Annotated in this window: 21 protein-coding genes, 1 tRNA gene and 1 pseudogene; 10 read left to right on the plus strand and 13 right to left on the minus strand. The window is 47.6% G+C overall.

Translation table 11 applies throughout. The annotated features are described in order from the left end of the window. Window positions 1-12 precede the first annotated feature (12 nt). The 6 genes from ACI0FR_RS09700 to ACI0FR_RS09725 form a co-directional block, all read right to left on the minus strand. Window positions 13-996, minus strand: a complete 984-nt coding sequence (locus tag ACI0FR_RS09700) for an SPFH domain-containing protein (RefSeq protein ID WP_374831925.1) — start codon at window positions 994-996, stop codon at window positions 13-15. Between the two features lie 55 nt (window positions 997-1,051). Next, window positions 1,052-2,089, minus strand: coding sequence for a ferrochelatase (gene hemH, locus ACI0FR_RS09705; protein WP_374831927.1), 1,038 nt, complete (start codon window positions 2,087-2,089; stop codon window positions 1,052-1,054). Window positions 2,090-2,252: 163 nt separating this feature from the next. Next, the gene (gene omp10 / locus ACI0FR_RS09710; RefSeq protein WP_374831929.1) at window positions 2,253-2,630 is read right to left on the minus strand and encodes an outer membrane lipoprotein Omp10; all 378 of its coding nucleotides are present in this window, start codon (window positions 2,628-2,630) and stop codon (window positions 2,253-2,255) included. Window positions 2,631-2,746: 116 nt separating this feature from the next. Beyond that, window positions 2,747-3,439, minus strand: coding sequence for an aminotransferase class IV family protein (locus tag ACI0FR_RS09715; protein ID WP_374831931.1), 693 nt, complete (start codon window positions 3,437-3,439; stop codon window positions 2,747-2,749). Further along, window positions 3,391-4,539: an aminodeoxychorismate synthase component I gene (locus ACI0FR_RS09720; protein ID WP_404907684.1), complete on the minus strand. Its 1,149-nt coding sequence runs from the start codon at window positions 4,537-4,539 to the stop codon at window positions 3,391-3,393. The genes ACI0FR_RS09715 and ACI0FR_RS09720 overlap by 49 nt, the downstream gene beginning before the upstream one ends. A 36-nt stretch (window positions 4,540-4,575) precedes the next feature. Next, on the minus strand, window positions 4,576-6,375 hold the full coding sequence (locus tag ACI0FR_RS09725) for a M3 family oligoendopeptidase (RefSeq protein ID WP_404907686.1): 1,800 nt from the start codon (window positions 6,373-6,375) through the stop codon (window positions 4,576-4,578). Between the two features lie 517 nt (window positions 6,376-6,892). Here ACI0FR_RS09725 and ACI0FR_RS09730 point away from each other — a divergent pair. Then, window positions 6,893-8,641: a DUF882 domain-containing protein gene (locus tag ACI0FR_RS09730; RefSeq protein WP_404907717.1), complete on the plus strand. Its 1,749-nt coding sequence runs from the start codon at window positions 6,893-6,895 to the stop codon at window positions 8,639-8,641. A 66-nt stretch (window positions 8,642-8,707) separates the two neighbouring features. Here ACI0FR_RS09730 and galU read toward each other — a convergent pair whose 3' ends face one another. Next, window positions 8,708-9,601 (minus strand): UTP--glucose-1-phosphate uridylyltransferase GalU, encoded by an 894-nt coding sequence (gene galU, locus ACI0FR_RS09735; protein ID WP_374831937.1) that lies wholly within the window; start codon window positions 9,599-9,601, stop codon window positions 8,708-8,710. 283 nt (window positions 9,602-9,884) lie between these two features. On the opposite strand from galU, the gene ACI0FR_RS09740 reads away from it, so the two are divergent. The 3 genes from ACI0FR_RS09740 (at window position 9,885) to ACI0FR_RS09750 (ending at window position 13,419) form a co-directional block, all read left to right on the plus strand. Beyond that, entirely contained in the window at window positions 9,885-11,123 is a 1,239-nt protein-coding gene (locus ACI0FR_RS09740; protein ID WP_404907689.1) for a lytic murein transglycosylase, read from the plus strand. A 72-nt stretch (window positions 11,124-11,195) separates the two neighbouring features. Continuing rightward, window positions 11,196-12,281: an SGNH/GDSL hydrolase family protein gene (locus tag ACI0FR_RS09745; protein WP_404907691.1), complete on the plus strand. Its 1,086-nt coding sequence runs from the start codon at window positions 11,196-11,198 to the stop codon at window positions 12,279-12,281. 88 nt (window positions 12,282-12,369) lie between these two features. After that, window positions 12,370-13,419, plus strand: a complete 1,050-nt coding sequence (locus ACI0FR_RS09750) for a threonine aldolase family protein (protein ID WP_374831943.1) — start codon at window positions 12,370-12,372, stop codon at window positions 13,417-13,419. Between the two features lie 64 nt (window positions 13,420-13,483). On the opposite strand, the gene ACI0FR_RS09755 is transcribed toward ACI0FR_RS09750, so the two are convergent. Then, complete coding sequence (locus ACI0FR_RS09755) at window positions 13,484-13,963, minus strand: Hsp20 family protein (RefSeq protein ID WP_404907693.1); 480 nt, start codon at window positions 13,961-13,963, stop codon at window positions 13,484-13,486. Window positions 13,964-14,285: 322 nt separating this feature from the next. Between ACI0FR_RS09755 and ACI0FR_RS09760 the strand changes: the two genes are divergently transcribed. Together ACI0FR_RS09760 and ACI0FR_RS09765 are read left to right on the plus strand one after the other, a co-directional pair. Next, the gene (locus ACI0FR_RS09760) at window positions 14,286-14,663 is read left to right on the plus strand and encodes a hypothetical protein (protein ID WP_404907694.1); all 378 of its coding nucleotides are present in this window, start codon (window positions 14,286-14,288) and stop codon (window positions 14,661-14,663) included. A gap of 197 nt (window positions 14,664-14,860) precedes the next feature. Beyond that, a complete protein-coding gene (locus tag ACI0FR_RS09765) occupies window positions 14,861-15,877 on the plus strand; it encodes an alpha/beta fold hydrolase (protein ID WP_404907697.1) in 1,017 nt (338 codons plus the stop codon). Here ACI0FR_RS09765 and hisN read toward each other — a convergent pair. Together hisN and ACI0FR_RS09775 are read right to left on the minus strand one after the other, a co-directional pair. Continuing rightward, window positions 15,855-16,631 carry a histidinol-phosphatase gene (gene hisN, locus ACI0FR_RS09770; RefSeq protein ID WP_404907699.1) on the minus strand — a complete coding sequence of 259 codons (777 nt, stop codon included), beginning with the start codon at window positions 16,629-16,631 and terminating at the stop codon, window positions 15,855-15,857. The genes ACI0FR_RS09765 and hisN overlap by 23 nt on opposite strands. Before the next feature lie 77 nt (window positions 16,632-16,708). Next, complete coding sequence (locus tag ACI0FR_RS09775) at window positions 16,709-17,572, minus strand: N-formylglutamate amidohydrolase (RefSeq protein WP_404907701.1); 864 nt, start codon at window positions 17,570-17,572, stop codon at window positions 16,709-16,711. A gap of 299 nt (window positions 17,573-17,871) precedes the next feature. On the opposite strand from ACI0FR_RS09775, the gene cpdR reads away from it, so the two are divergent. Together cpdR and ACI0FR_RS09785 are read left to right on the plus strand one after the other, a co-directional pair. Beyond that, window positions 17,872-18,234 (plus strand): cell cycle two-component system response regulator CpdR, encoded by a 363-nt coding sequence (gene cpdR, locus ACI0FR_RS09780; RefSeq protein WP_374831954.1) that lies wholly within the window; start codon window positions 17,872-17,874, stop codon window positions 18,232-18,234. 120 nt (window positions 18,235-18,354) lie between these two features. After that, window positions 18,355-18,429 (plus strand) — tRNA-Val (locus ACI0FR_RS09785). Window positions 18,430-18,912: 483 nt separating this feature from the next. Here ACI0FR_RS09785 and ACI0FR_RS09790 read toward each other — a convergent pair. After that, window positions 18,913-19,173 carry a hypothetical protein gene (locus tag ACI0FR_RS09790; RefSeq protein ID WP_404907702.1) on the minus strand — a complete coding sequence of 87 codons (261 nt, stop codon included), beginning with the start codon at window positions 19,171-19,173 and terminating at the stop codon, window positions 18,913-18,915. A 157-nt stretch (window positions 19,174-19,330) separates the two neighbouring features. Beyond that, window positions 19,331-19,519, minus strand: a pseudogene (locus tag ACI0FR_RS09795) (glucosaminidase domain-containing protein); the annotation flags it as partial. A gap of 216 nt (window positions 19,520-19,735) precedes the next feature. On the opposite strand from ACI0FR_RS09795, the gene ACI0FR_RS09800 reads away from it, so the two are divergent. Beyond that, window positions 19,736-19,918 (plus strand): type II toxin-antitoxin system HicA family toxin, encoded by a 183-nt coding sequence (locus ACI0FR_RS09800; protein ID WP_374831958.1) that lies wholly within the window; start codon window positions 19,736-19,738, stop codon window positions 19,916-19,918. Window positions 19,919-19,978: 60 nt separating this feature from the next. Next, on the plus strand, window positions 19,979-20,377 hold the full coding sequence (locus ACI0FR_RS09805; RefSeq protein WP_404907703.1) for a type II toxin-antitoxin system HicB family antitoxin: 399 nt from the start codon (window positions 19,979-19,981) through the stop codon (window positions 20,375-20,377). Between the two features lie 515 nt (window positions 20,378-20,892). On the opposite strand, the gene ACI0FR_RS09810 is transcribed toward ACI0FR_RS09805, so the two are convergent. Continuing rightward, window positions 20,893-21,294 carry an ImmA/IrrE family metallo-endopeptidase gene (locus ACI0FR_RS09810; RefSeq protein ID WP_374831962.1) on the minus strand — a complete coding sequence of 134 codons (402 nt, stop codon included), beginning with the start codon at window positions 21,292-21,294 and terminating at the stop codon, window positions 20,893-20,895. Window positions 21,295-21,594: the final 300 nt, after the last annotated feature.

The following is a 21,594-nucleotide window of genomic DNA, read 5'->3' on the forward strand; positions in this document are numbered from 1 at the left end:
TCAGTTGACGGCTTATTTTTTACCCGTCGTTGGAACCGAGCGGTTGCGCTGAGGCGCATGATCACCCGCATTGTCATCGCTGCCGGAACCAAAAACTTCCTTGGCAATCGCGCCGATACCACCCAGCGAACCGATCAGCGAGCTTGCTTCCAACGGCATCATCACGATCTTGTTATTCTTCGCACTGCCGATTTCGATCAAAGCTTCAGTATATTTCTGCGCGATGAAATAGTTAATTGCCTGCACATTACCTTCGGCAATCGCGTCAGAAACAAGCGTAGTGGCCTTAGCTTCGGCCTCCGCAAGACGCTCGCGGGCTTCCGCTTCGCGCCATGCTGCTTCACGCTTGCCTTCAGCCTGCAGAATCTGCGCCTGCTTCAAGCCTTCCGCACGCAAGATCTGCGCATTGCGGTCACCTTCAGCTTCCAGCACCTGCGCACGTTTATCGCGCTCCGCCTTCATCTGGCGCCCCATAGATTCAATCAGGTCTTTCGGCGGATTGATATCTTTGATCTCGACGCGGGTCATTTTAATGCCCCATGAATGCGCCGCATCATCCACCACATGCAACAAACGTTCATTGATCGTGTCGCGGTTGGAGAGCAATTCATCAAGATCCATCGACCCCATAACCGTACGGATATTGGTCATGGTGAGGTTCAAAATGGCATAGTTCAAATCAGAAACTTCATAGGCTGCCTGCGCGGCATTAAGGATCTGATAGAAGGCCACACCATCAACGCTCACTGTCGCATTATCACGGGTGATAACTTCCTGTGTCGGCACATCCAATACCTGCTCCATCATATTGAGCTTGGCACCGATACGATCAAAAAAAGGTACGATCAGGTTAAGCCCCGGGGCAAGCGTGCGGGTATAACGGCCAAACCGCAGCACAGTAAAATGATAACCTTGAGGCACGGTTTTGACGCCTGCAAACAGCGTTATCAGCACCAAGAACCCAAGAATAACCAATACGATATCAAAACCTGTCATCGTAAAACCTTTTTAAAACAGGCACGCAACGTGCCAAAAAAATATCATTTGCAGCTTATACCCAGCCCTGCAATTCACGGCGCACCAGCGTCTCAATCACTTTCATACCGTCTACGGTGTCATTGAGGCACGGAATATGGCTGAAATTGACGCCGCCATTTTCATGAAATTCTTCGGCTGCTTCATTGCCGATCTCATCCACAGTCTCAAGACAATCTACCACAAAACCCGGATTAAACACAGCCATTGACTTAACACCTTGCTTGGCAAGATTAATGACGGTTTCATCAGTATATGGCTGCAACCATTCTTCAGGCCCAAAACGCGACTGGAAAGTGCTGCGGAATTTTTTATCATCATAACCCAAACGTGCCTGCAATAAACGTGAAGTTTCATAGCACTGTTCCGGATAAGGATCGCCCTTTTTGGCATAGCTTTGCGGAATACCGTGATAGGATGCCAAAATCACCTCAGGCTCGAAATCGAGGCTGGCGACATGTTTTTCAATCGAACGTGCCAAGGCTTCAATATAAACCGGCTCGGTCTGATATGTAGGCACAATTCGCACAGCAGGCATGAAGCGCTTTTTCATCAACACTTCAAAGAACTTGTCATTGACCGTTGCAGTGGTGGTCGCCGAATATTGCGGATAGAGCGGAAACATCACAATCCGCTCACAACCTTGCGCCAGCAATCTGTCAGTCACTGTTTCAATCGACGGCTGACCATAACGCATTGCCCAATCAACAATCACGTTGTCGTGATCTTTGAGCGCCTCTGCCAGTTTCTCGCTTTGCGAACGTGTATAGGTGCGCAGCGGCGATTCATTCTTTTCACGATTCCAAATACGGGCATATAAAGCGCCGGATTTTTTCGGACGTGTCATCAACACAATGCCATAAAGAATCGGCAACCAGATCGCGCGCGGCCATTCAATGACACGCTTATCGGTCAGAAATTCAGCCAGATAACGGCGCATGGGCTTATAATCAGTACCATCCGGTGTGCCCAGATTAACCAGCAATACACCCACTTTAGGCGGCGGCACCTGTTCGATATCCGGATTGGTATAAGCTAAATCATTCACGCGCATTGTCTGTCTCCTGTATTGCCCGAAAACTAGACAAATCCGGACAAATTTCAATACCGTCCTAAACTGAACGACTAAATAAGCAAATGTTTAAACACTTAGCCAATGAAAAAGCCGCTCTTTCCCAGAGCGGCTTGATAAAACCATCGGTCAAGGCTCATGAAAATCAAGCACGACGCTGCAACGAGAACTGCGCACCTGCCGATGATGTGCAATTCAGCTGATTTTGCGAAACCATTGCACAATTGACCTTGGAAACAGTACCGCGTACCAGCGAACGCATTTCAATTTCGACCAAACGCGGCGACTGATAACGATAGCTGCCCTCAGCCAGTTTTTCGTTAGTGTCAGTGGTGCGGGTGATGAAAACACCGCTATTGAAGCTGGATGTAATGCCGTTGGCATCAACCCAATTGCCGTCAATGCCAGCTGGTGTCACTTGCGGAGCGATACCGCCGCCGCCAAAATTAGGTCCCGATGTTTCACAAGCTGCCAAGGACAAGCCCAACGCGGCCAGTGTTGCAATAGTGCGGAAGCGGTTCATGTTAAGCTCTCCCGAAAAAATCTTCATTATGTTGATGGTATCAAATCCATTGCAAAACAAGAGCACTTTTTTATCAAGCACATGAGTGTTGCAGTTTTATCGCAGCCTTCAAAGCCTTATAAACGCACAAAACGTGAAGACAAGTCTGCTTTTATCATACCACGCAAAGAATTACCGACGAAAATATGATGAGCATTTAGCACATCATCAAGCCCAAGCACAGCTTCGCTGACAATCTTTTTACGCAACAATTCTTCACGCAAAATACCGGATAACAACCCGCAACATATATCAGGTGTAACGCAAACTTTATCACCTTTATCCAAAAAGACCGTTGTAATGGTGCCCTCGCACAATTGCTCCAGATCATTGAACAGCAATACCTCATCCACCTCATCGCGTGAAAATTCTTCGCGTGCTGCCACATATAATTCACGCCGCGTCGTTTTATGTTTCAGCAAGGGATCATCATGACGAAGTCGTGTTTTGGCAATGCCGAGCCGCCAAATAGTGTTTGCAGGCAAAGCCTCATAGGACGATGTTTCAATATCAATCACGCCTTCCGGATCAAGCGTCAAACGCACACGCAAAGCTTTGACGCCCTGCCCTTTTGCCGCCAATTGCTGACGCACAGCATTGATGTCAAACGGAAAACCTAATGCGCGCGCCGAATTTTCCAACCGCTCCAGATGCAAATCCAGCCGCAGAAAATCTGTATCCGGCTCATAGCGCAAGGTTTCTATGAGCTGAAAAGCTGGTGTCATTTCAGTGGTTGATGATCGGTCGCGTAGCGGGCTTTCAACAGACATTCTGCATATTCCTCCTCTGCGGTTGAATCCAAGATAACGCCGCCTCCGACATTGAGAATAGCCTGTCCACCGTCAAAGAGCGATATGGTTCTGATCGCCACATTGAAACGCATCTCGCCTGATGGCGCAATCCAGCCAAGTGAGCCGCAATAAATATCCCGCGGTGTGCGCTCCAAGCCTTGTAATATCCGCATCACACTGATTTTAGGCGCGCCGGTGATAGAGCCGCATGGGAAAAGTGCCGCAAAAATAGCACCCAAACTTAAATCCGGTTTCAACCGCGCCCGCACACGGCTGATCATCTGATGCACGGTTTCAAAACGCTGCACGGCAAAAAGTTCCGGCACATGAAGCGTTCCGGTCTCGCTGATCAATGAAATATCGTTGCGCAGCAAATCAACAATCATCCGGTTTTCGGTTTGATTTTTCGGATCATTTTTTAAAAAATCACGCCAATAATCATCTTCTTCAGGCGTTTTACCCCGAGGCGACGTGCCTTTCATCGGATGTGTTTCAATCCAACGCTCCTGATCCACTTCAAAGAATAATTCCGGCGAGCGGGAAAGAATAATCGGCGCACGACTTGCCGCACCAAAATTACAATAGCACGCATGGCCGACCTGCTGGCGTTTAGCAAGCGCCAGGAAAAGCGCATATGGATCACCTTCCCACTGCGCTTTGATCGGAAAAGTCAGATTGCCTTGATAGCAATCACCAGCGCGCAAATGAGACTGTAATTTATTGAAATTTTGGCGATATTCATCCAGATTCCATTGCGGTTGAAAATTATAAATGCGCGCGGCAGCATCGTTCTGCGCCAAAGGCGCTTCGACCGGCTTTTCAAACACCCCAAAAGACAAAAGCGGCGCTTTACGCCCTTCGGGAAGGCTTTTGCGCAATTGCGGCTCTAATAAATAGCCCGCTTCATAAGACAAAAATCCTGCAAGCCATAACCCGTCATCATGAGCTTGCTGACAGGCTTGAAAAGCTGCCTCAAACGCATGCGGTTCATTGGCTTCAATGATATAAAGAGGAGCCGCGAAAGACATTTCGCGGCCCTTTTTCTCATCTGCGAAAAGAATAACGGCATCGTTGATCATTTAAAACAGCTCATGTTTAAAACAACTTCTGGCCGCTTAGTCTTCCATTGCTTCCAATTCGTCGATGATGGATTCAATGACTGATAAACCCTTCTGCCAGAAATCCGGATCACTCGCATCAAGGCCGAAAGGTGCCAGCAACTCACTATGATGTTTGGTGCCACCAGCCTTCAACAGATCAAAATATTTTTGCTGGAAACCTTCTTCGGCATTTTGATAAACCGCATAAAGCGAGTTTACCAAACAATCGCCGAACGCATAAGCATAAACATAGAACGGTGAATGGATGAAATGCGGAATATATGTCCAGAAAGTTTCATAGCCCGGATTGATATGAACAGCATCGCCCAAGCTTTCATGCTGAATTTCCACCCAGATTTCACCGATACGCTCGGCCGTTAATTCACCTTGTGCGCGCTCGGTATGAACGCGACGCTCAAACTGATAAAACGCAATCTGGCGCACAACCGTGTTGATCATATCTTCGGCTTTTTGCGCCAGCATGGCTTTGCGCTCACGCTTATCGGTGGTTTTAGTTAGCAGTGAGCGGAAAGTCAGCATTTCACCAAATACAGAAGCCGTTTCTGCCAATGTCAACGGTGTGGACGCCATCAACGCGCCCTGACGGGCTGCCAGAACCTGATGCACGCCGTGACCAAGTTCATGTGCCAACGTCATCACATCACGTGGTTTGCCCATATAATTGAGCAACACATATGGATGGGCGGAAGGAACAGTCGGATGTGCAAAAGCACCCGGCGCTTTGCCTGCACGCACTGGCGCATCAATCCAGTTTTTATCAAAAAACTCTTGTGCAATATCCGCCATTTCCGGCGCAAAACCACGATAGGCAGAAAGCACGGTTTCACGCGCTTCATCCCAACTGATCAGCGCTTGCGGGGTTTCCGGCAGCGGCGCATTGCGATCCCAGTTTTCAAGTCTTTCAAGACCAAGCCATTTGGCTTTCAAAGCATAATAACGATGTGAAATGCGCGGATAAGCATCCGTGACTGCCTGTGTCAAAGCATCCACCACTTCACGCTCGACACGGTTGGCCAGATGGCGGCTGTCGGCAATATCTTCAAAGCCGCGCCAGCGGTCAGAGATTTCCTTATCTTTGGCCAGCGTGTTGGTAATGAGCGTAAAAATACGCATATTGGCGGCAAAAGTTTTTGCCAAAGCATCAGAGGCCGCCTTACGAACCGCACCATCAGCATCTTGCAACATGTTCAAGGTCGGCTCGATCGCCAATTCCTGACCATTCACCTCAAAGCGCAAAGACGACATGGTTTCATCAAACAAACGGTTCCATGCGCTGTAACCGGTCACTGACTTTTCATGCAGCAAATGTTCAATACGGTCTTCCAACTGATATGGTTTATCTTTACGCAAGTCGACCAACCAAGGTCGATAATGACCAATGGCCGGATTATTTTCAATCGCTGCATCCAGCACTGCATCATCAATGCGGTTCAGTTCCAATGTGTAGAAAATCAAAGGCGTACTGGCGTCGGTCAATTTCTGCTGCACATCACCATAAAGCTTGGCGCGGTTCGCATCACTGGTATCGCCATAATAATAAAGGCCGACATAAGAGCCGATACGCCCCATCAATTCGCTTAAATTTTCATAAGCCTCAATGCTCTGGGCAAAATCACCACCATTTGACTTCATCAATTCTTCATTCAGTTTTCCGGCCCAACGCTTTTCAAACGCTTTTGCATCGGTGAAACATTTTTCAATATCGCGGGACAGTTCCGGCGCATCAGGACCTTTATAAAGATCATCCAGATTCCATTCAGGTAAAGTGCCGAGTTTACTGTTTGCACCGCTCATTGAGGGTCTCCTGTCATCCATTTCGATTCTGGCAAATAAAGCCATTTTGCGCTTCAAACCTTACACTGCTTCGTTGGTTTATTGTGTAAAATTAATCATCGCCCAAGTGATTCGCTAAATCGACATGGCGTCAATACCTATTTTTTTGATCTGAAACACATTTGACGCTGTCGATCTTATTTTTGCATATTAATAAATTGAATCCTGTAAATCAGGACATTTTAGGCAAAAACACTGGTAAATTGCGGCGAAATCCTGTTAATACTTTGTTAAGCATGGCAAAAAGAGATGCTGAACTGTGTCTTTTTCGCCATAGTACCAACGCAATTGATGTTCACTAAGCCTCCATTAACCAATAAATCCGATACTAGTCAGTGATCCGACTGAAAGAACGGTAAGGCTATACGAATTGATGGACAGCACCTTGATTATCAAAACGGGATATAACCGCATCAAAGCAAAGTTCCTGCGCTGCATTATTGCAGGTGCAGCTTTCGCGGTTACTGCTACAACAGTTATGATGCCCAATGTCGCCTCGGCAGAAACCCGTAGTCTGAAACTTTATTATGTGCATACCGGCGAGCGCGCCGAAATCACATTTAAAAAAGATGGCCGCTACCTGAAAGAAGGCCTGCAAAAGCTTAATGTGTTTTTGCGTGACTGGCGCCGTAATGAGCCAACGAAAATGGACCCGCGTCTGTTCGATCTCGTATGGCAAGTTTATAAAGGGACCGGTTCTTCCAATTATATTACGGTTGTCTCGGCCTATCGTTCTCCTGCAACCAACAAAATGTTGCGTTCTACCACGAGTGGTGTGGCTGAAAACAGCCAACATACCCGTGGTAAAGCTATGGACTTCTTTATCTCCGGTGTTCCACTGACAAAACTGCGCCAATTAGGCATGCGTTATCAAATTGGTGGCGTTGGATACTATCCAAAGTCCGGTTCGCCTTTCATCCATCTGGACGTGGGCGGTGTTCGTGCGTGGCCACGCATGAGCCGCAAGGAATTGCTGGCTCTCTTCCCGGATGGGAAAACCGTTCATATTCCGTCCGACGGCAAGCCCCTGCCAGGCTACAAGCAAGCTTTGGCTGAAGTCGAGCGTCGTAAATCTTCCGGCGGCGATATTGTTGTTGCCAGTGCTGCTCCATCCAAAAAACGCAGTGCCACTTTATTCGGCGCCTTGTTTGGCGGCGGTGCAGATGAAGAAGAAGACGTCAATGACGACAATATCCGCGCCGCAACTCCGGCACGCCGTCCGGCAACAGCAGCACCACGCCCTTCAGTACCGACTGCCGTACCGGCAACAGCACCGGCTCCGGCACCGGCAGAACCTTTGATCGCTGCGCTGCCGACGCGTAATGTCCCGCTTCCGGTAGTAGCTCCGCGACCAGCAGCACCCGTTGCTGCTGTCCCAACCGCTCCGGCACTGCCTGCCGAACCTGACAATATTCCATTTGCAATTGCCGCAGCACCTGCGGAAACACAAAACACCGCTGTCGCACACAGCATTATTCCCGTACCGGCACGCCGTCCGGCAAGCGCCGTTGAAGATGCAATTGCGATGGCAGCTGCAACTGATACGCAAGCCCCCGTTGCTGATGCGGCACCCACCATGCTCGCAGGCTTCGTTCCCGTTCCTGCAAGTCGTCCGGCAAGTCTTTCTGGTGAAATGCAAATGGCGTCTGCATCGAATAGTGATGCGATTGCCGACCTTCTCAAAAACGAGCAGACCGCAGCCGCAAATGCAGCACCAACGCCTCGTGCTGCCAGCCAGCAACTTGCAGCTATCGCCGCACAAGGCGAACTGATTGCGCCGCCAGCTGACGATGATTTTGCAACGGCCCAAATAATACCGGCATCAAAACCAGTTGCAGCGCCACCTGCACAGGCACCGGTACCAACTCCTGTGGTGGCTGCGAATACAGCTCCGAAGAATAGTGTTCAGGTCGCAAGCCTCGACACCAAGTCACGCACGACTGCAAAATCAGCCAAGCCAAACGGCAACAGAGCCAAGGCCAACAAAGCAGCCATTGTTCAGCCGGCGACAGCACCTGTTTCGCAACTGGCTATGTCAACTGAATCCGTTGCCAATGCCGTCCCTGTTACCAATCCGGTTTTGCGTAATGACGCCATGCGTGAAGCGCCCGCCATGGTTTACACTGCAGGTTTCCAACGTGACATTCCATCCACAGAGCGTGTAAACAGCTTCAGTGGTCAAGCCGTCACTTTCTTGTCAGTTGCCAAATTCAAAACGGCTAACTGACCGACTTCAAATAATAAAAAAGGGGCTTTTAAGGCCCCTTTTTTATATGCATTTCATAGTAAGATTTTATCTTGCTTTGATTGTTTTCAGCAAGTGCTCAATTGAATATTCCACATTCGGACGGATATCATTGCGCCACAAAGCGAAAGCCACATTGGCTTCGATAAAACCTTCTTTTGAGCCGCAGTCAAAAGTCAGCCCCTGATAATTGAAGCCGTAGAACTTTTGTTCATCCGCCAGTTTCAACATCGCATCGGTCAGCTGAATTTCATTGCCGGCACCTTTTTCCTGCTTGCTGAGCAGATCAAAGATTTCAGGCTGCAAAATATAACGACCATTGATGTAAAGATTGGAAGGCGCAGTGCCTTTTGCCGGTTTTTCAACCATTTTGGTAATCTCAAAACCGTTCGCTACGCTCTCGCCCTGTCCGACAATACCATATTTATGCGCATCTTTCGGATCACATTCCTGCACGGCAATGATGTTGCCGCCGGTTTGTTCATAGAGAGCCACCATATCAGCAAGGCAACCGCGTTCGGATTGCATCACCATATCCGGCAGAAGCAGCGCAAAAGGCTCGTTACCAACCAATTCGCGCGCACACCAAACGGCATGGCCAAGACCTAAAGGTACCTGTTGACGGGTAAAACTTGTCGTACCCGGTTGCGGCTGCAACTGTCGCATATGCTCCAGCTCCGCCGTTTTACCGCGTTCTTGCAGCGTTGTATAAAGTTCAACTTGGGCATCGAAATAATCTTCGATAACTGCTTTGTTGCGGCCGGTAACAAATATCAGATGTTCAATACCGGCTTCACGAGCTTCATCAACCACATATTGAATGACCGGTTTATCAACAACCGTCAGCATTTCTTTCGGAATTGATTTGGTTGCAGGCAAAAAGCGCGTCCCCAAACCTGCTACCGGAAAAACAGCTTTACGGATTTTTTTCACTGAACTCATGCCACTCCTCAGTTCTTTATAAATAACAACATTTTCTTTGTTTAGCTTATAATACAAAGGTTTCCACTATTTAATATAAAAGGCTACAATCCATCACTTTAAATATGCATCTTTAACATTTTTGCTTGGCATCCATTTTGATACCTTAAAGTCTCAATATTTTCGAATTACTGGTGCATGGTAAACTAAATGCTAACCAGCACATGTTAAAATCTGTTAAAATGGAGTCATTCAGGCTTCATCCGTTTGAAAGCCCCCTAAAAGAGAAGGGAAACACAGAACTATGCTGCGATTTCCATTCACAGTGAAGACAATTTCGAAAACCAAGATTGCGCTCTCTTCTGCAGTGCTTGCTCTGTTGATGGGTTTATCAACTGCGCCTGCATCAGCCGACGCTAAGTTCCGTCAATGGGTTGCAAGTTTTCGCAATACAGCCATTCAAAACGGTATAAACGCCCGTGTTTATGATCAGGCATTTGCCGGTGTTACAGCACCCGATCCGGAAGTTTTGCGTAAAGCCCGCTATCAACCTGAATTTGTCGATCCGATCTGGAATTACATCGATAATCGCGTCAACGAGCATTCAGTTGCAACCGGTCAGGCAATGGCACGCAAATGGGGGCCATGGTTACAACGGATTGAACAACGTTTTGGCGTTGATAAGAATGTCTTGCTTGCCATCTGGTCAATGGAAAGTAATTACGGTGAAATTCTCAAACGTGACGATGTGATGATGGACACAATCCGCTCACTGGCAACCCTTGCTTATGCAGATCCAAAGCGCGCCAAATTCGGCCGTACGCAGCTGATTGCTGCAATGAAAATTTTGCAGACTGGTGATATCTCCCGCAAACATCTGACCGGCTCATGGGCAGGTGCGTTAGGCCACACCCAATTTATCCCGACCAGCTATCAAGCCTATGCGGTCGATATGGATGGCAATGGCAAACGTGATATCTGGAACTCTGTACCTGATGCTTTGGGTACCGCTGCCAATTTGCTCGCCCGTAATGGCTGGCAAACAGGTCAGACATGGGGCTATGAAGTTATCCTGCCAGCTGGCCGCAAGTTCCCGGCAGGCTCGCTGACTGTTTCAGAATGGGAGAAACTTGGTGTCAAGCGCGCCAATGGACGCCCTTTCCCACGCCCGAACGAAAGCGTAACTTTGCGCGTTTTGGACGGTCGTGAAGGCCCGGTTTTCTTGATGGGTAAAAACTTCAACGTTATCAAACGTTATAATAATGCTGATAAATATGCACTGGCTGTCGGCCTTTTGGCGGATCGTATTGGTGGTTATCAGGGATTGGTACGCGACTGGAATCGTCCATTTACCCCGATCACCATGAACGAGCGCGAAGAATTGCAAAACCATCTCAAAGCCCTTGGCTATTATGATGGCAAAATTGATGGCAAAATCGGCTCCGGCTCTCGCGCGGCAATTGAAGCCTTTCAAAAACGCAACGGTTTGAGTGCTGACGGCCACCCGAGCAAAGAGGTCTTGAACGTTTTGCGCAGACGTTAAAACGCCATGTGTCTATCAAGCAAATTAACTGTTAAAAAAGCCCCGCTGACTTATCTTTTGTCGGCGGGGCTTATGGCTGTCCTGCTATTACCGCAAAGTGCTGCAGCACAGCCTAAAACTTTGTTTGATATGCTTTTTGGTGAGAAAAAAGCGGCTCCACCAGAACCACCTGCACCGAGACAGGCCACCCCGCAGCGTCAGGCACCAGTCCGAAAACCAATTCCGCCTGCCCCGCGCAAACCTTCGCCGGCACGGATCCCTATACCTGTTCCATTGCCCAAGCATCTTGTACAGAAACTCGATGATGCCAACAATGTTCTGATACTGGGTGATTTTTCAAGCTCAGGCCTTGCCGATGGTTTGACAGAAGCTTTTAATGATAATCCATCCGTGCGCATCAGCGATTTGTCCAATGGCTCCTCCGGTTTTGTCCGGCAGGACTATTATGATTGGAACCAATCAATTGCGGCGCTATTAGAGCAGGAAAAACCTGCAGCCGTCGTGATGATGATCGGTGCCAATGATCGCCAGATCATTACCACAAATGGCAAAATCCATCCCTTTTTAAGTGATGAGTGGACAGCTGACTATCAGGCGCGCATTGATAATTTTATCAAAACAGTAAAAGGCGCCGGTTATCCGCTGATTTGGGTGGGACAGCCACCATATGTTTCGCGCGCCATGTCCAAAAATATGCTGGCGCTTAATGAAGTTTACCGCCGCACAGCCGAGCAATCGGGTGCCAGTTTTATTGATGTTTGGGATGGTTTTACCGGCGAAGATGGTAATGCCACGATAACCGGACTTGATATCAACGGACAGGATGCACAATTACGCAGCACCGACGGCATAGGTTTCACTTCGGCAGGCAAAAGAAAACTAGCCTTTTATGTTGAAAAACCGTTGCGTAAAATTTTAAGTGTGACTGAACAACAAAGTGAGCCAAACGCCTCAGCAACCACTGAAACCGGTATTGGCTTAGTTTCACGTATTAATCGCCTGCCAGCGGTGAGTTTGCGAGATTACGCTGCAGATCAAAGCGGTGTTTTGCTTGGTGCAGCGCCTGCCTCCGCCACACTTAATCCCGTTAAGCCGGAAAAATCTTACAGCCCCTATCCTGATCGTGCCGATTATTTCCGCTCCATCACAAATAAATGATCATAAGTTTCGGGAAGCTCTGGACGGCCCTTCATTGCAAAGGCATAACAGCTTCATCACATCTGGCCTTATATGAATGGAGACCATCTTGCATTTTGCATCCGATAACTGGGCAGGCGCTCACCCGACCATTGCAGAAAGTCTCGCCCAACATGCAGGTGGTTTTGCCGCCGCCTATGGCACAAGCGAACTCGACAAAAAAGTAGAGCAGCGTTTCAATGAACTGTTTGAACGCGAAGTGGCGGTTTATTTTGTCGGCACCGGCACTGCTTCCAACTCACTGGCACTGGCAAGCGTCAACCGCCCGGGCGGTGTCACCTTATGCCACCGCGAAGCCCACGTGATTGAAGATGAGTGCGGCGCACCGGAATATTTCACTGGTGGTGCCCGTTTACATCCGGTTGATGGTGCCAATGGTCGTATTGATCCGTCCAAATTGCGTAAAGAACTGAAGCGATTCAATCCGGCTTTCATTCATGCCGGACAGCCGATGGCGGTAACGTTCACACAGGCGACCGAGGTCGGCACACTCTACTCACTTGATCAAATTGCAGAACTCTCATCCATTTGTAAAACACATAATCTACCATTGCATATGGATGGTGCACGCTTTGCCAATGCGCTTGTTTCACTTGACATATCTCCTGCAGACATGACATGGCGTCAAGGGGTTGATATTGTCTCATTTGGCGGCACGAAAAATGGTTGCTGGTGCGCCGAAGCTCTTGTGTTCATGAATCCGGACCGCGCTAAGGATCTGCCGTTTATCCGCAAACGTGCAGCACAGCTCTTCTCCAAAACCCGTTTCATCGCGGCACAATTTGATGCCTATTTGCAAGATGATCTGTGGCTGGATTTGGCGCGTCATTCCAATAAGCTTGCACAAAAACTGGCGGCTCATATTGATGCATCATCGCAGGTTCGCTTGGCATGGAAGCCGCAGGCCAACGAAGTTTTTGCGATCATGAAACAAACCACTTATGACCGTTTGCAAAAGGCAGGTGCCATTTTTTACGATTGGAACCCGCCGCATTCAGAAGCAGACAAAATAAGTGAAGGCGAAATTTTCGCCCGATTTGTCACCAGCTTTGCCAACACCGAAGAAGAAATTGACCGGTTTGGTGCTTTAATCGCCTGAACCAAAACACAGATAAAAAAAGCCCTGATGGCTATCAGCCATCGGGGCTCCTCTTTAATACAAATTAGTGCTTCGAAGCATTCACATTCGCTTCAATCTGCGCACCATTGGATGAAGCTTGTGTCACCTCAATTTTACGCGGTTTCATCTGTTCAGGGATTTCCCGGATCAGATCAATATGAAGCAGACCGTTTTTCAGGCTGGCACCCGAAATTTCCACGAAATCAGCAAGCTGGAACCGGCGTTCAAAAGCACGGGATGCAATACCGCGATAAAGAACTTCGCTGGTATTATCACCTTCTTCTTCAGACTTTTGGCCCTTTATGGTCAACTGGTTGCGGTGAGCTTCAATTTCAAGCTCATTTTCGGAGAAACCGGCCACCGCCATGGTGATGCGGTAATTATTTTCGCCAGTCCGCTCGATATTATAAGGCGGATAGCTCTGCGCACCTTCTGTTGGCTGAGCCAAGGAATCAAACATTGAAAACAGGCGGTCAAAACCGACAGTGGAACGGTACAATGGAGAAAAATCTACATGACGCATGAATAAAGCCCTCCTTAAGAGCGACAAAGTTGCGTTAATGGCGGCAGAACCCCCGATATGGCGAATTCTTATTGCCGGCAGCCCCTTATGTGGCGGCTACAATCCAGATGTGGGAACCATATTTCTCCTTTTCAAGACTTTTTATTTGAAGTTTTTTAGCTTTTTTTGACCACTTTAACGGCCGCAATCCGTATGAATATGAAATGAACAAGGACTTCTGATTTCGTTCAGGCAGCATCTTTTATATTGGCATCATCGACAAAATAACCACGCCTCCCTCAATATCCGGGGCATTGAAATTTGAAGTTGAAGGAAATTGAAGATGAAAAAAGCGCTTATTACTCTGGCAGCCCTTGCAACCATCGTCACCGGCATATCGCTTCCTGCGGCAGCTGCGCCGGCTAACGAACTAACCGTTAAAGTTCATTCTTCATGGAACGATCGTGGCCGCCACAGCCCGCACCATGATTGGAAAAAACCGCCGCACAACTACCGCAATCAGATGATGAAGCCGGGCGAAATTAAAAGAATGCTGCATCGCCAAGGCTATCGCACACATAATATTCGTCAGCAACGCGATGAATATTATGTACGTGCCCATAATAACAAAGGTCGTCAGGTTATGCTCATCGTCAATGCCCGCAGCGGTAAAATTGTCGGCCAGCGTTATATCGGTCGTCCGCACTTTACCCGCACATAAATTAATATTGCCCGGATAACGTCCCTTATATGGGCAATATACAAACCGGAGCGGTTGGTTTTTTCATCCGCTCCGGTTTATTTTTTAAAAAAACACGCTAACATTCTCTCAAACTTAATTTTTTAACCACTGCAATCATAATATCTTTCCTATATAAATATTGAATTATATCAGTTTGTTCCCTGAAAGGCCTTCATGTGACCACCTCCGCCCAACCAGATACACATGAAAAAGCCGACGAGATTTTATTCGAGACCAGCGACAATCTGAAACCACAACAGTTTCAGGCCGGGTTTTTAACCAGCAAAGATCATAAAAAATTGCGTTACGCCTTGGTGCCTTCGCATCCGCAGCACAATCGTGGCACAATCATTCTGCTGCACGGGCGCAATGAGTGTATTGAAAAATATTACGAAACCATCGATGATTTGCATATGCGCGGCTTTCATACCGCAACCATGGATTGGCGGGGTCAGGGACATTCCGACCGACTCATCAAAAATAAAAACCGTGGCTTTGTGCGCCGCTTCAAAGATTATACCGATGATCTGGAGCAATTTATCCATTCAATCGTTTTAAACGAATGCCCGCCACCCTATTATATCCTCGCGCATTCTGCAGGTGGTTTGATCACACTTTCAGCCATGCCGCATCTTATACCGTATATTGACCGCATTGTGCTCGCCGCACCTTTATTAGGCTTTCCAAGCAACAAATTGTCCGAAAAAAACTTGCGCCGCTTGAGCCGTTTGATGACATTTTCTGGCTTCGGCAAAACCTATGCCAAACGTGGAATTCCCCCAGGCAATAAGCGTGAATTTTCCGGTAATATTCTCACTAGCGATCAAATACGCTACGAGCGCAATCAGAAGATCATTTATAACCATCCGACACTCGGACTGGCTGGCCCCACTTTTACTTGGGTTTTCAATGCACTACATGCCATTCACCAATTAAATCGTCCGAAAAATCTGACCTCCCCGAAAATACCAACGCTTTTCATTTTGGCTGGTGGCGATACAATCGTCTCCAGCAGAGCTGCACAAGATTATGCCCGTAAAATCCGAGGAGCGTCTTTCATCACGATTGATGGCGCCCGTCACGAGTTGATGCAGGAAGATGATCATTACCGACAGCAATTTTGGGCGGCGTTCGATGCTTTTATTCCCGACGCCCAAAACAAGCCGATCATCAGCCAAGATAAGTCGCAATAGCTGCTTCATAAAGTTCATGGGTTGCGGCAGCAATCACATCGCCGCCAGCTTCGGCTGCCCCCCCGTCAATTTGGCTAATCACGCCGCCTGCCTGCTCAATAATTGGAATAAGAGCAACAATATCATAAGGTTGCAGCCCCGTTTCAATCACCACATCAGCAAAACCTGACGCCAGCATGGCAAAAGCATAGCAATCCACACCATAACGTGTCAGCTGTGCCTCTTGTTGCAAGCGCTTGAAGCCAGCATGTTTTTTATCTTTAAAAAGCGACGGAGTGGTGGTGAATAGTGTCGCTTCTTTCAAATTCTTCGTTTGACGGGTTTTCAATACTCGCAAAGGAGCCGAACCATGACTGAGATAAGCGCCCCTTCCATCACTGAAATAAAGTTCACCGGTAAATGGCTGTGACATCATTCCGGCCTTGGCATCACCATCAATTGTCAGCCCCACCAATGTTCCCCATACCGGCAAACCGGAAATAAAAGCACGCGTTCCATCAATCGGATCAATAACCCAGACATGGCTGTGATCGGTATTATGCGCGCCATATTCTTCGCCCAAAATACCGTGATCAGGAAATTCTTCGCTAATGACTGCACGAATTGCACGCTCTGCCGCGCGGTCCGCTTCCGTTACCGGATCGAAGCCAACCGTATATTTATTATCAATTTCATTAAACTGACGAAACCGCGGCAAGCTTTCGGCTGCGGCTACATCTGCCAATTTTTGAAAAAATGCCTGATCAATAAGCAAACCCGCTCTCCCTGCATAACTACAAATCTCTGTTGATTTATACAAAGATGTTTACATTTGCCACCGGCGAATAAATCCTATTCCGCGGCTAGTTGCGTATAGCCCAAAGCACTGTCCGGCAATGCCGTCAAATCACTTAAAAAACTATACAAATCACGACGCAACAGATCAAAACTGACAAGTTTTTCAAGCGTCTTTTCATTCATATAAAGACTGCGGTTCAATTCTAATTGCAATGCGTGAATATTTTCGGCGGGCTTGCCATAATGTTCGGTGATAAAACCACCCGCGTAAGGCTTGTTATAGGCAACATCAAAACCATAATTTTGCAAAAGATCGATAGTTGCAGCCGCCAAGCCGATATGACAGGCACGGCCAAAGCGGTCGCCAATAATAAAATCTGCCCGTCGTCCATTGGGCTGCTCCAAACCTGCCGGCATCGAATGACAATCGATCAGCACGGCATAGCCGAATTTGTCACGTGTTTTATCCAGCAATTGACGCAATTGTGCATGATAGGGTTTATAAAGTTTTTCGATCCGGTCGAGTGCGGATTGCAGCGGTATTTTGCCCTGATAAATCATCCGCCCCTCCCCCACAAGCCGTGGAACGGTGCCCAGACCACCTGCAACACGTGCTGAATACGTATTGGCATAAGCTGGTACTGCTTCAAAAAACATCCGCTGATCCAGCTCATAGGCTTCACGGTTCACATCGAGATAAGCGCGTGGAAAACGCGCCCTTAACATTGGTGCTCCCAACAAAACCGCTGATGCATAAAGCTCATCCACATAGCAATCTTCAGATGAACGGATGGTCAAACGATCAAGCGCAGACGCATCAAGAAAACTGTCAGGATAATGCGAACCGCTGTGAGGTGAATTAAAAACGAACGGAATGCGCTGTTCGGCTGGTGCCAAAACATCGAATGCCGGTGTCATTAAAAAATCATCATATTCAGCCAAGTGATCGGTTATCCTGCGCACATCTTGAAAACAGCTTGTCGATTTTAGGAATATTTATCTGATCCTAACAAGCTTTGCACTTTCAATCTTCCATCATATTTTCGTCAAAACTCGACATTATGTAGCATTTTTTAAAGTTTTTGGCGTTGTTTTAACGAAAATTCATTCCATATTTACCTAAAAAGGGTTTGCTAGACAGCAAAAGCTATTGAGTCGCAACAGGTGTACGCCCCCAAAAGCATAAGCCTGAAACGACATGACACTCGGACGGACCAATGAAGAGAATCCTTCTTGCTGAAGACGACAATGATATGCGCCGCTTTCTGGTGAAAGCACTGGAAAAGGCCGGCTATCATGTAACCCACTTTGACAATGGTGCCAGCGCTTACGAGCGCTTGCGCGAAGAGCCTTTTTCTCTTCTTCTGACCGACATTGTCATGCCGGAAATGGACGGTATCGAGTTAGCGCGTCGTGCGACCGAAATCGATCCGGATCTGAAAGTGATGTTCATCACCGGTTTTGCAGCTGTTGCGCTTAACCCCGATTCGGATGCACCAAAAGATGCAAAGGTACTTTCCAAACCTTTCCACCTGCGTGATTTGGTGATTGAAATCGAAAAGATGCTGATTGCTGCTTGATTAGTGAAAAAACAGCGTGTTTTTTCCACGCCTTTGAAAAGACACGCTAAAAAAAACAACTTTTATACACAAAAGGCATTGACGAGCGCATCTTGATATGGTGTATGCGCTTCATCGAATGGGCGTATAGCTCAGCGGGAGAGCACTACATTGACATTGTAGGGGTCATAGGTTCAATCCCTATTACGCCCACCATTCGATCCTCCATAAAATCAAAGACTTAAATGAATAAGGCCAGTACTATAAGTAGCGGCCTTTAGGTTCAATGAACCTATTATTAATTTTTATCGCTTTTCAAGCGCCTGCTGATCAACTCAAAGACAGCATCGCTGATCCACATACCACACACCCCTACTAGGAACGCCCCCGCATGCATAGCGACATTGCTCCCATCATCTGGCGGGAGTGGGAAGTGTACAGCCCTCAAATAATGAACGAATGGCTCCGTCAGGTATCCTGCCGCAAGCACACCACACACCGGTGACGCAATGACCTCGCGGAATGTATAGTTTTTATGCGAAAGCGCTCTAAGCACACCGCCACCGATACCTTTAGACCGTATGGTGTCAATGGATCGTCCATCACCAGCACCCCACCTTATTTCCATATGCATTGTGACCGGCAATCGCTTTGCCAGCCTGCTTATCATTGCTTGCCACATAGACAGCCGTTTCAGGCTTAAGGCTGATCTTCTGCCATCCCGCGCAATTGCTCGCACTGGTCGCGCACCCCGCCAAGCTCAACACAGAGACGCTCAGCATCCATATTGTTGATTGTTTCATTAATCCCTGCCCTGTTCTGGATTGCCTGATTAATTGCCTCGGCAGCTTTAAGCGCGGCCTGTTGTTTGCCGTCATGAACCCCAAGCGCATAAAAAAAGAGGCCTGAAACTGCCCCTCCGATAATCGCGCCGGTGATGTGTTGAAGTGTGAGCCTCATGCAGATTGTTCCTGCATGCGTTTAATCAGGAAATAAACACCGATACCAAAAGCCCCAACCATGATAATGGCAAGCGCCCACTGAATTGGCGATGATCCAGCGGCCATACCGCCAAGCCCTGAAAGCAAACCACCAGCTGAAGCGATCAGCTCTGGTTTGAACGCCCGAGCGCTGCCACCTGAGCATCAAGTCCTTGAGCCTGAAGCATTGGTTGATAACGTTTATTCGAACTCAGAAAATCAGCGTAGCCGGAGACGCTATCAGAGGGGCTGGAAAACTGTCGGAAACTATCTTGGACTTTAACCCGCTTCCCATTAATCACTTCATGCGTAGTGAATGTCTGCCCGTCTTTATCCCAACCAATGATAACGACCTGCTCCATCTGGCCAACTGCGCTTTGCAAAATACGATCTGGGTCTATGTCCAGTGTAGTGGTGCCCGTGAAGTCTATGATGTCAGCAGTCATAATTATCCTAGTTTATGTGTATTATTTTACACACCACTATTGACTGCATACCCGTTGTTGTGTATTTATATACACATTAAGAAGCGCAGAGGGCTGATGCTACGAGACAGTAAGAAGATTATTAAACGCCTAGAAAGCGAAGGGTTTGAATTAATATCGGTGAAAGGTTCTCACCACAAGTTCAGAAAAGGGGAAGTTACAATCATAATTCCCCACCCTAAGAAAGACCTTCCGATTGGAACGGCAAAGGCGATAGCGAAACAAGCGGGCTGGGAATAACCAGCCCCTTAACCGCAATAATCATTGTTTTAGCAAAGCTCCACATAAGAGGAAAACCAAATGAAACACTATTTCGCATTGGTACATAAAGATGCAGATAGCGCCTATGGTATTCAGTTTCCTGATCTACCAAATGTCTTTTCTGCGTCTGACGAAGCTGAAGATATCGTAAAGAACGCAATTGAAGCCTTGCAGCTTTATGCTGAGGATGAAACTTTGCCTGAGGCGTCCAGTCATGCCGACATCTTAGCTCGTGACGATGTGCGCGCTGAATTAGCCGAAGGCGCTTATCTCGTATCTGTACCCCTCATCGAAGACGATAACGCAGTCATACGAGTGAATGTCACATTTGAACGTGGCATTCTTAAAGCAATCGACAGTGTTGCAAAAGACCGTGGTTTAACGCGCTCATCATTCTTAGCGCAAGCCGCGCGACATGAGATTGAGGTGGGTGTTTAAGCACCTGCCCTTCTCTAAACAAAAACCCCGCACTAGGCAGGGCTAGAGATTACTACTGACGGCTACAGAACAGGCAGGACACTATTTTTTGAAAGACCCAAATAATGCCTTTACAATCACAATCGCTAGACCAACAATTTGTGCAAAATTCTGCACCAGCAGAATAGGAAGCAGCCAAGCATATGAAGTAAAATCCCACCAGCCAAATCCGACCACTTCTTTTTGCTATCATGGTGATTTTGAAAGGCTGACAGTTTAGCGCACGCTAATTCATCATCAGCCCACTCTCTTTCCCGGACTACATCATCAATCGCTTCAGGACGGTTTGTAGGCACAGGCTCACCAAAGCGAGTTATCTCTTTGAGAATATCGTCTATGGTAGGCTCAGATGTTTTACGGTTTGAGACGCCGTATCATCAAGCATATTGTAGTCGTATCTCCATCATAGTTTTGCTAACATCGAAAATATCAGCAAGCATAGATACGGGAGCTTTGGCTACAGGCGTAAGAAGTGCTTAGGGACGAGGAACTTCCGAAGCGAAAGCATTCACGTCTTGCTCAAAAGCATTGCTACGTTCAACAGCTTGAAACCGTGGAAGAACTGGGTAAGCCTTGGGGTTTTTCTCGAAAGCCTCTCTATGTAATATCCAATGCCCTAACTCATGGGCGACAGTAAACCTCTGCCTTTGAGGTCGGTCAGCTACATTTACGTAAATCCGTTTGGAACGAAAATCGAGTAAGTCAGCTACCTTTTCAGCAAACTTTCCCATATCAGAGAAAACAACATTAACACCGTTCATCTCTGCTATCTCCACAACCGGGATTTGCGGAGTAGTGTAGATTTTTGTAAGCTCTCTGGCTTTAACCCGCGCACCATCACGATTGGGGCTATCAAATGTATTCATGGCGAATTTCATAAGAACCTCCTAAATCTGATAGTTACACAAAAAGCTCGGCAATACTGCCAAGCACTAAGTATCTTACATATAGGATGATTCTTATCAAGTTTCTGATAGTCGAGCTAAAGGCGCCGCCGCTATTAAGCAACCCACCTTGGTGCGCCGGGGCGTGGCGGGTTTTGTTAAAGTGTCATCCTTTAGGATAATTGCCGCTTCTTGAGTGCTCAGCTATTCGCTCACAATGGAAAAGATCATAGATTATGCGATTATTATATCTTGGCTTGTAACCCTACTATATGCAGTATGGGCAATTAGCTA

It is taken from the genome of Paenochrobactrum sp. BZR 201-1, assembly GCF_044987585.2.
GTDB lineage: Bacteria > Pseudomonadota > Alphaproteobacteria > Rhizobiales > Rhizobiaceae > Paenochrobactrum > Paenochrobactrum pullorum.

Coding starts and splice junctions, on each gene's coding strand:
- ACI0FR_RS09700 (WP_374831925.1), bottom strand. CDS start 996: ATGACAGGTTTTGATATCGTATTGGTTATTCTTGGGTTCTTGGTGCTG.
- hemH (WP_374831927.1), bottom strand. CDS start 2,089: ATGCGCGTGAATGATTTAGCTTATACCAATCCGGATATCGAACAGGTG.
- omp10 (WP_374831929.1), bottom strand. CDS start 2,630: ATGAACCGCTTCCGCACTATTGCAACACTGGCCGCGTTGGGCTTGTCC.
- ACI0FR_RS09715 (WP_374831931.1), bottom strand. CDS start 3,439: ATGTCTGTTGAAAGCCCGCTACGCGACCGATCATCAACCACTGAAATG.
- ACI0FR_RS09720 (WP_404907684.1), bottom strand. CDS start 4,539: ATGATCAACGATGCCGTTATTCTTTTCGCAGATGAGAAAAAGGGCCGC.
- ACI0FR_RS09725 (WP_404907686.1), bottom strand. CDS start 6,375: ATGAGCGGTGCAAACAGTAAACTCGGCACTTTACCTGAATGGAATCTG.
- ACI0FR_RS09730 (WP_404907717.1), top strand. CDS start 6,893: ATGATGCCCAATGTCGCCTCGGCAGAAACCCGTAGTCTGAAACTTTAT.
- galU (WP_374831937.1), bottom strand. CDS start 9,601: ATGAGTTCAGTGAAAAAAATCCGTAAAGCTGTTTTTCCGGTAGCAGGT.
- ACI0FR_RS09740 (WP_404907689.1), top strand. CDS start 9,885: ATGCTGCGATTTCCATTCACAGTGAAGACAATTTCGAAAACCAAGATT.
- ACI0FR_RS09745 (WP_404907691.1), top strand. CDS start 11,196: ATGGCTGTCCTGCTATTACCGCAAAGTGCTGCAGCACAGCCTAAAACT.
- ACI0FR_RS09755 (WP_404907693.1), bottom strand. CDS start 13,963: ATGCGTCATGTAGATTTTTCTCCATTGTACCGTTCCACTGTCGGTTTT.
- ACI0FR_RS09760 (WP_404907694.1), top strand. CDS start 14,286: ATGAAAAAAGCGCTTATTACTCTGGCAGCCCTTGCAACCATCGTCACC.
- ACI0FR_RS09775 (WP_404907701.1), bottom strand. CDS start 17,572: ATGACACCGGCATTCGATGTTTTGGCACCAGCCGAACAGCGCATTCCG.
- cpdR (WP_374831954.1), top strand. CDS start 17,872: ATGAAGAGAATCCTTCTTGCTGAAGACGACAATGATATGCGCCGCTTT.
- ACI0FR_RS09790 (WP_404907702.1), bottom strand. CDS start 19,173: ATGAGGCTCACACTTCAACACATCACCGGCGCGATTATCGGAGGGGCA.
- ACI0FR_RS09800 (WP_374831958.1), top strand. CDS start 19,736: ATGCTACGAGACAGTAAGAAGATTATTAAACGCCTAGAAAGCGAAGGG.
- ACI0FR_RS09805 (WP_404907703.1), top strand. CDS start 19,979: ATGAAACACTATTTCGCATTGGTACATAAAGATGCAGATAGCGCCTAT.
- ACI0FR_RS09810 (WP_374831962.1), bottom strand. CDS start 21,294: ATGAAATTCGCCATGAATACATTTGATAGCCCCAATCGTGATGGTGCG.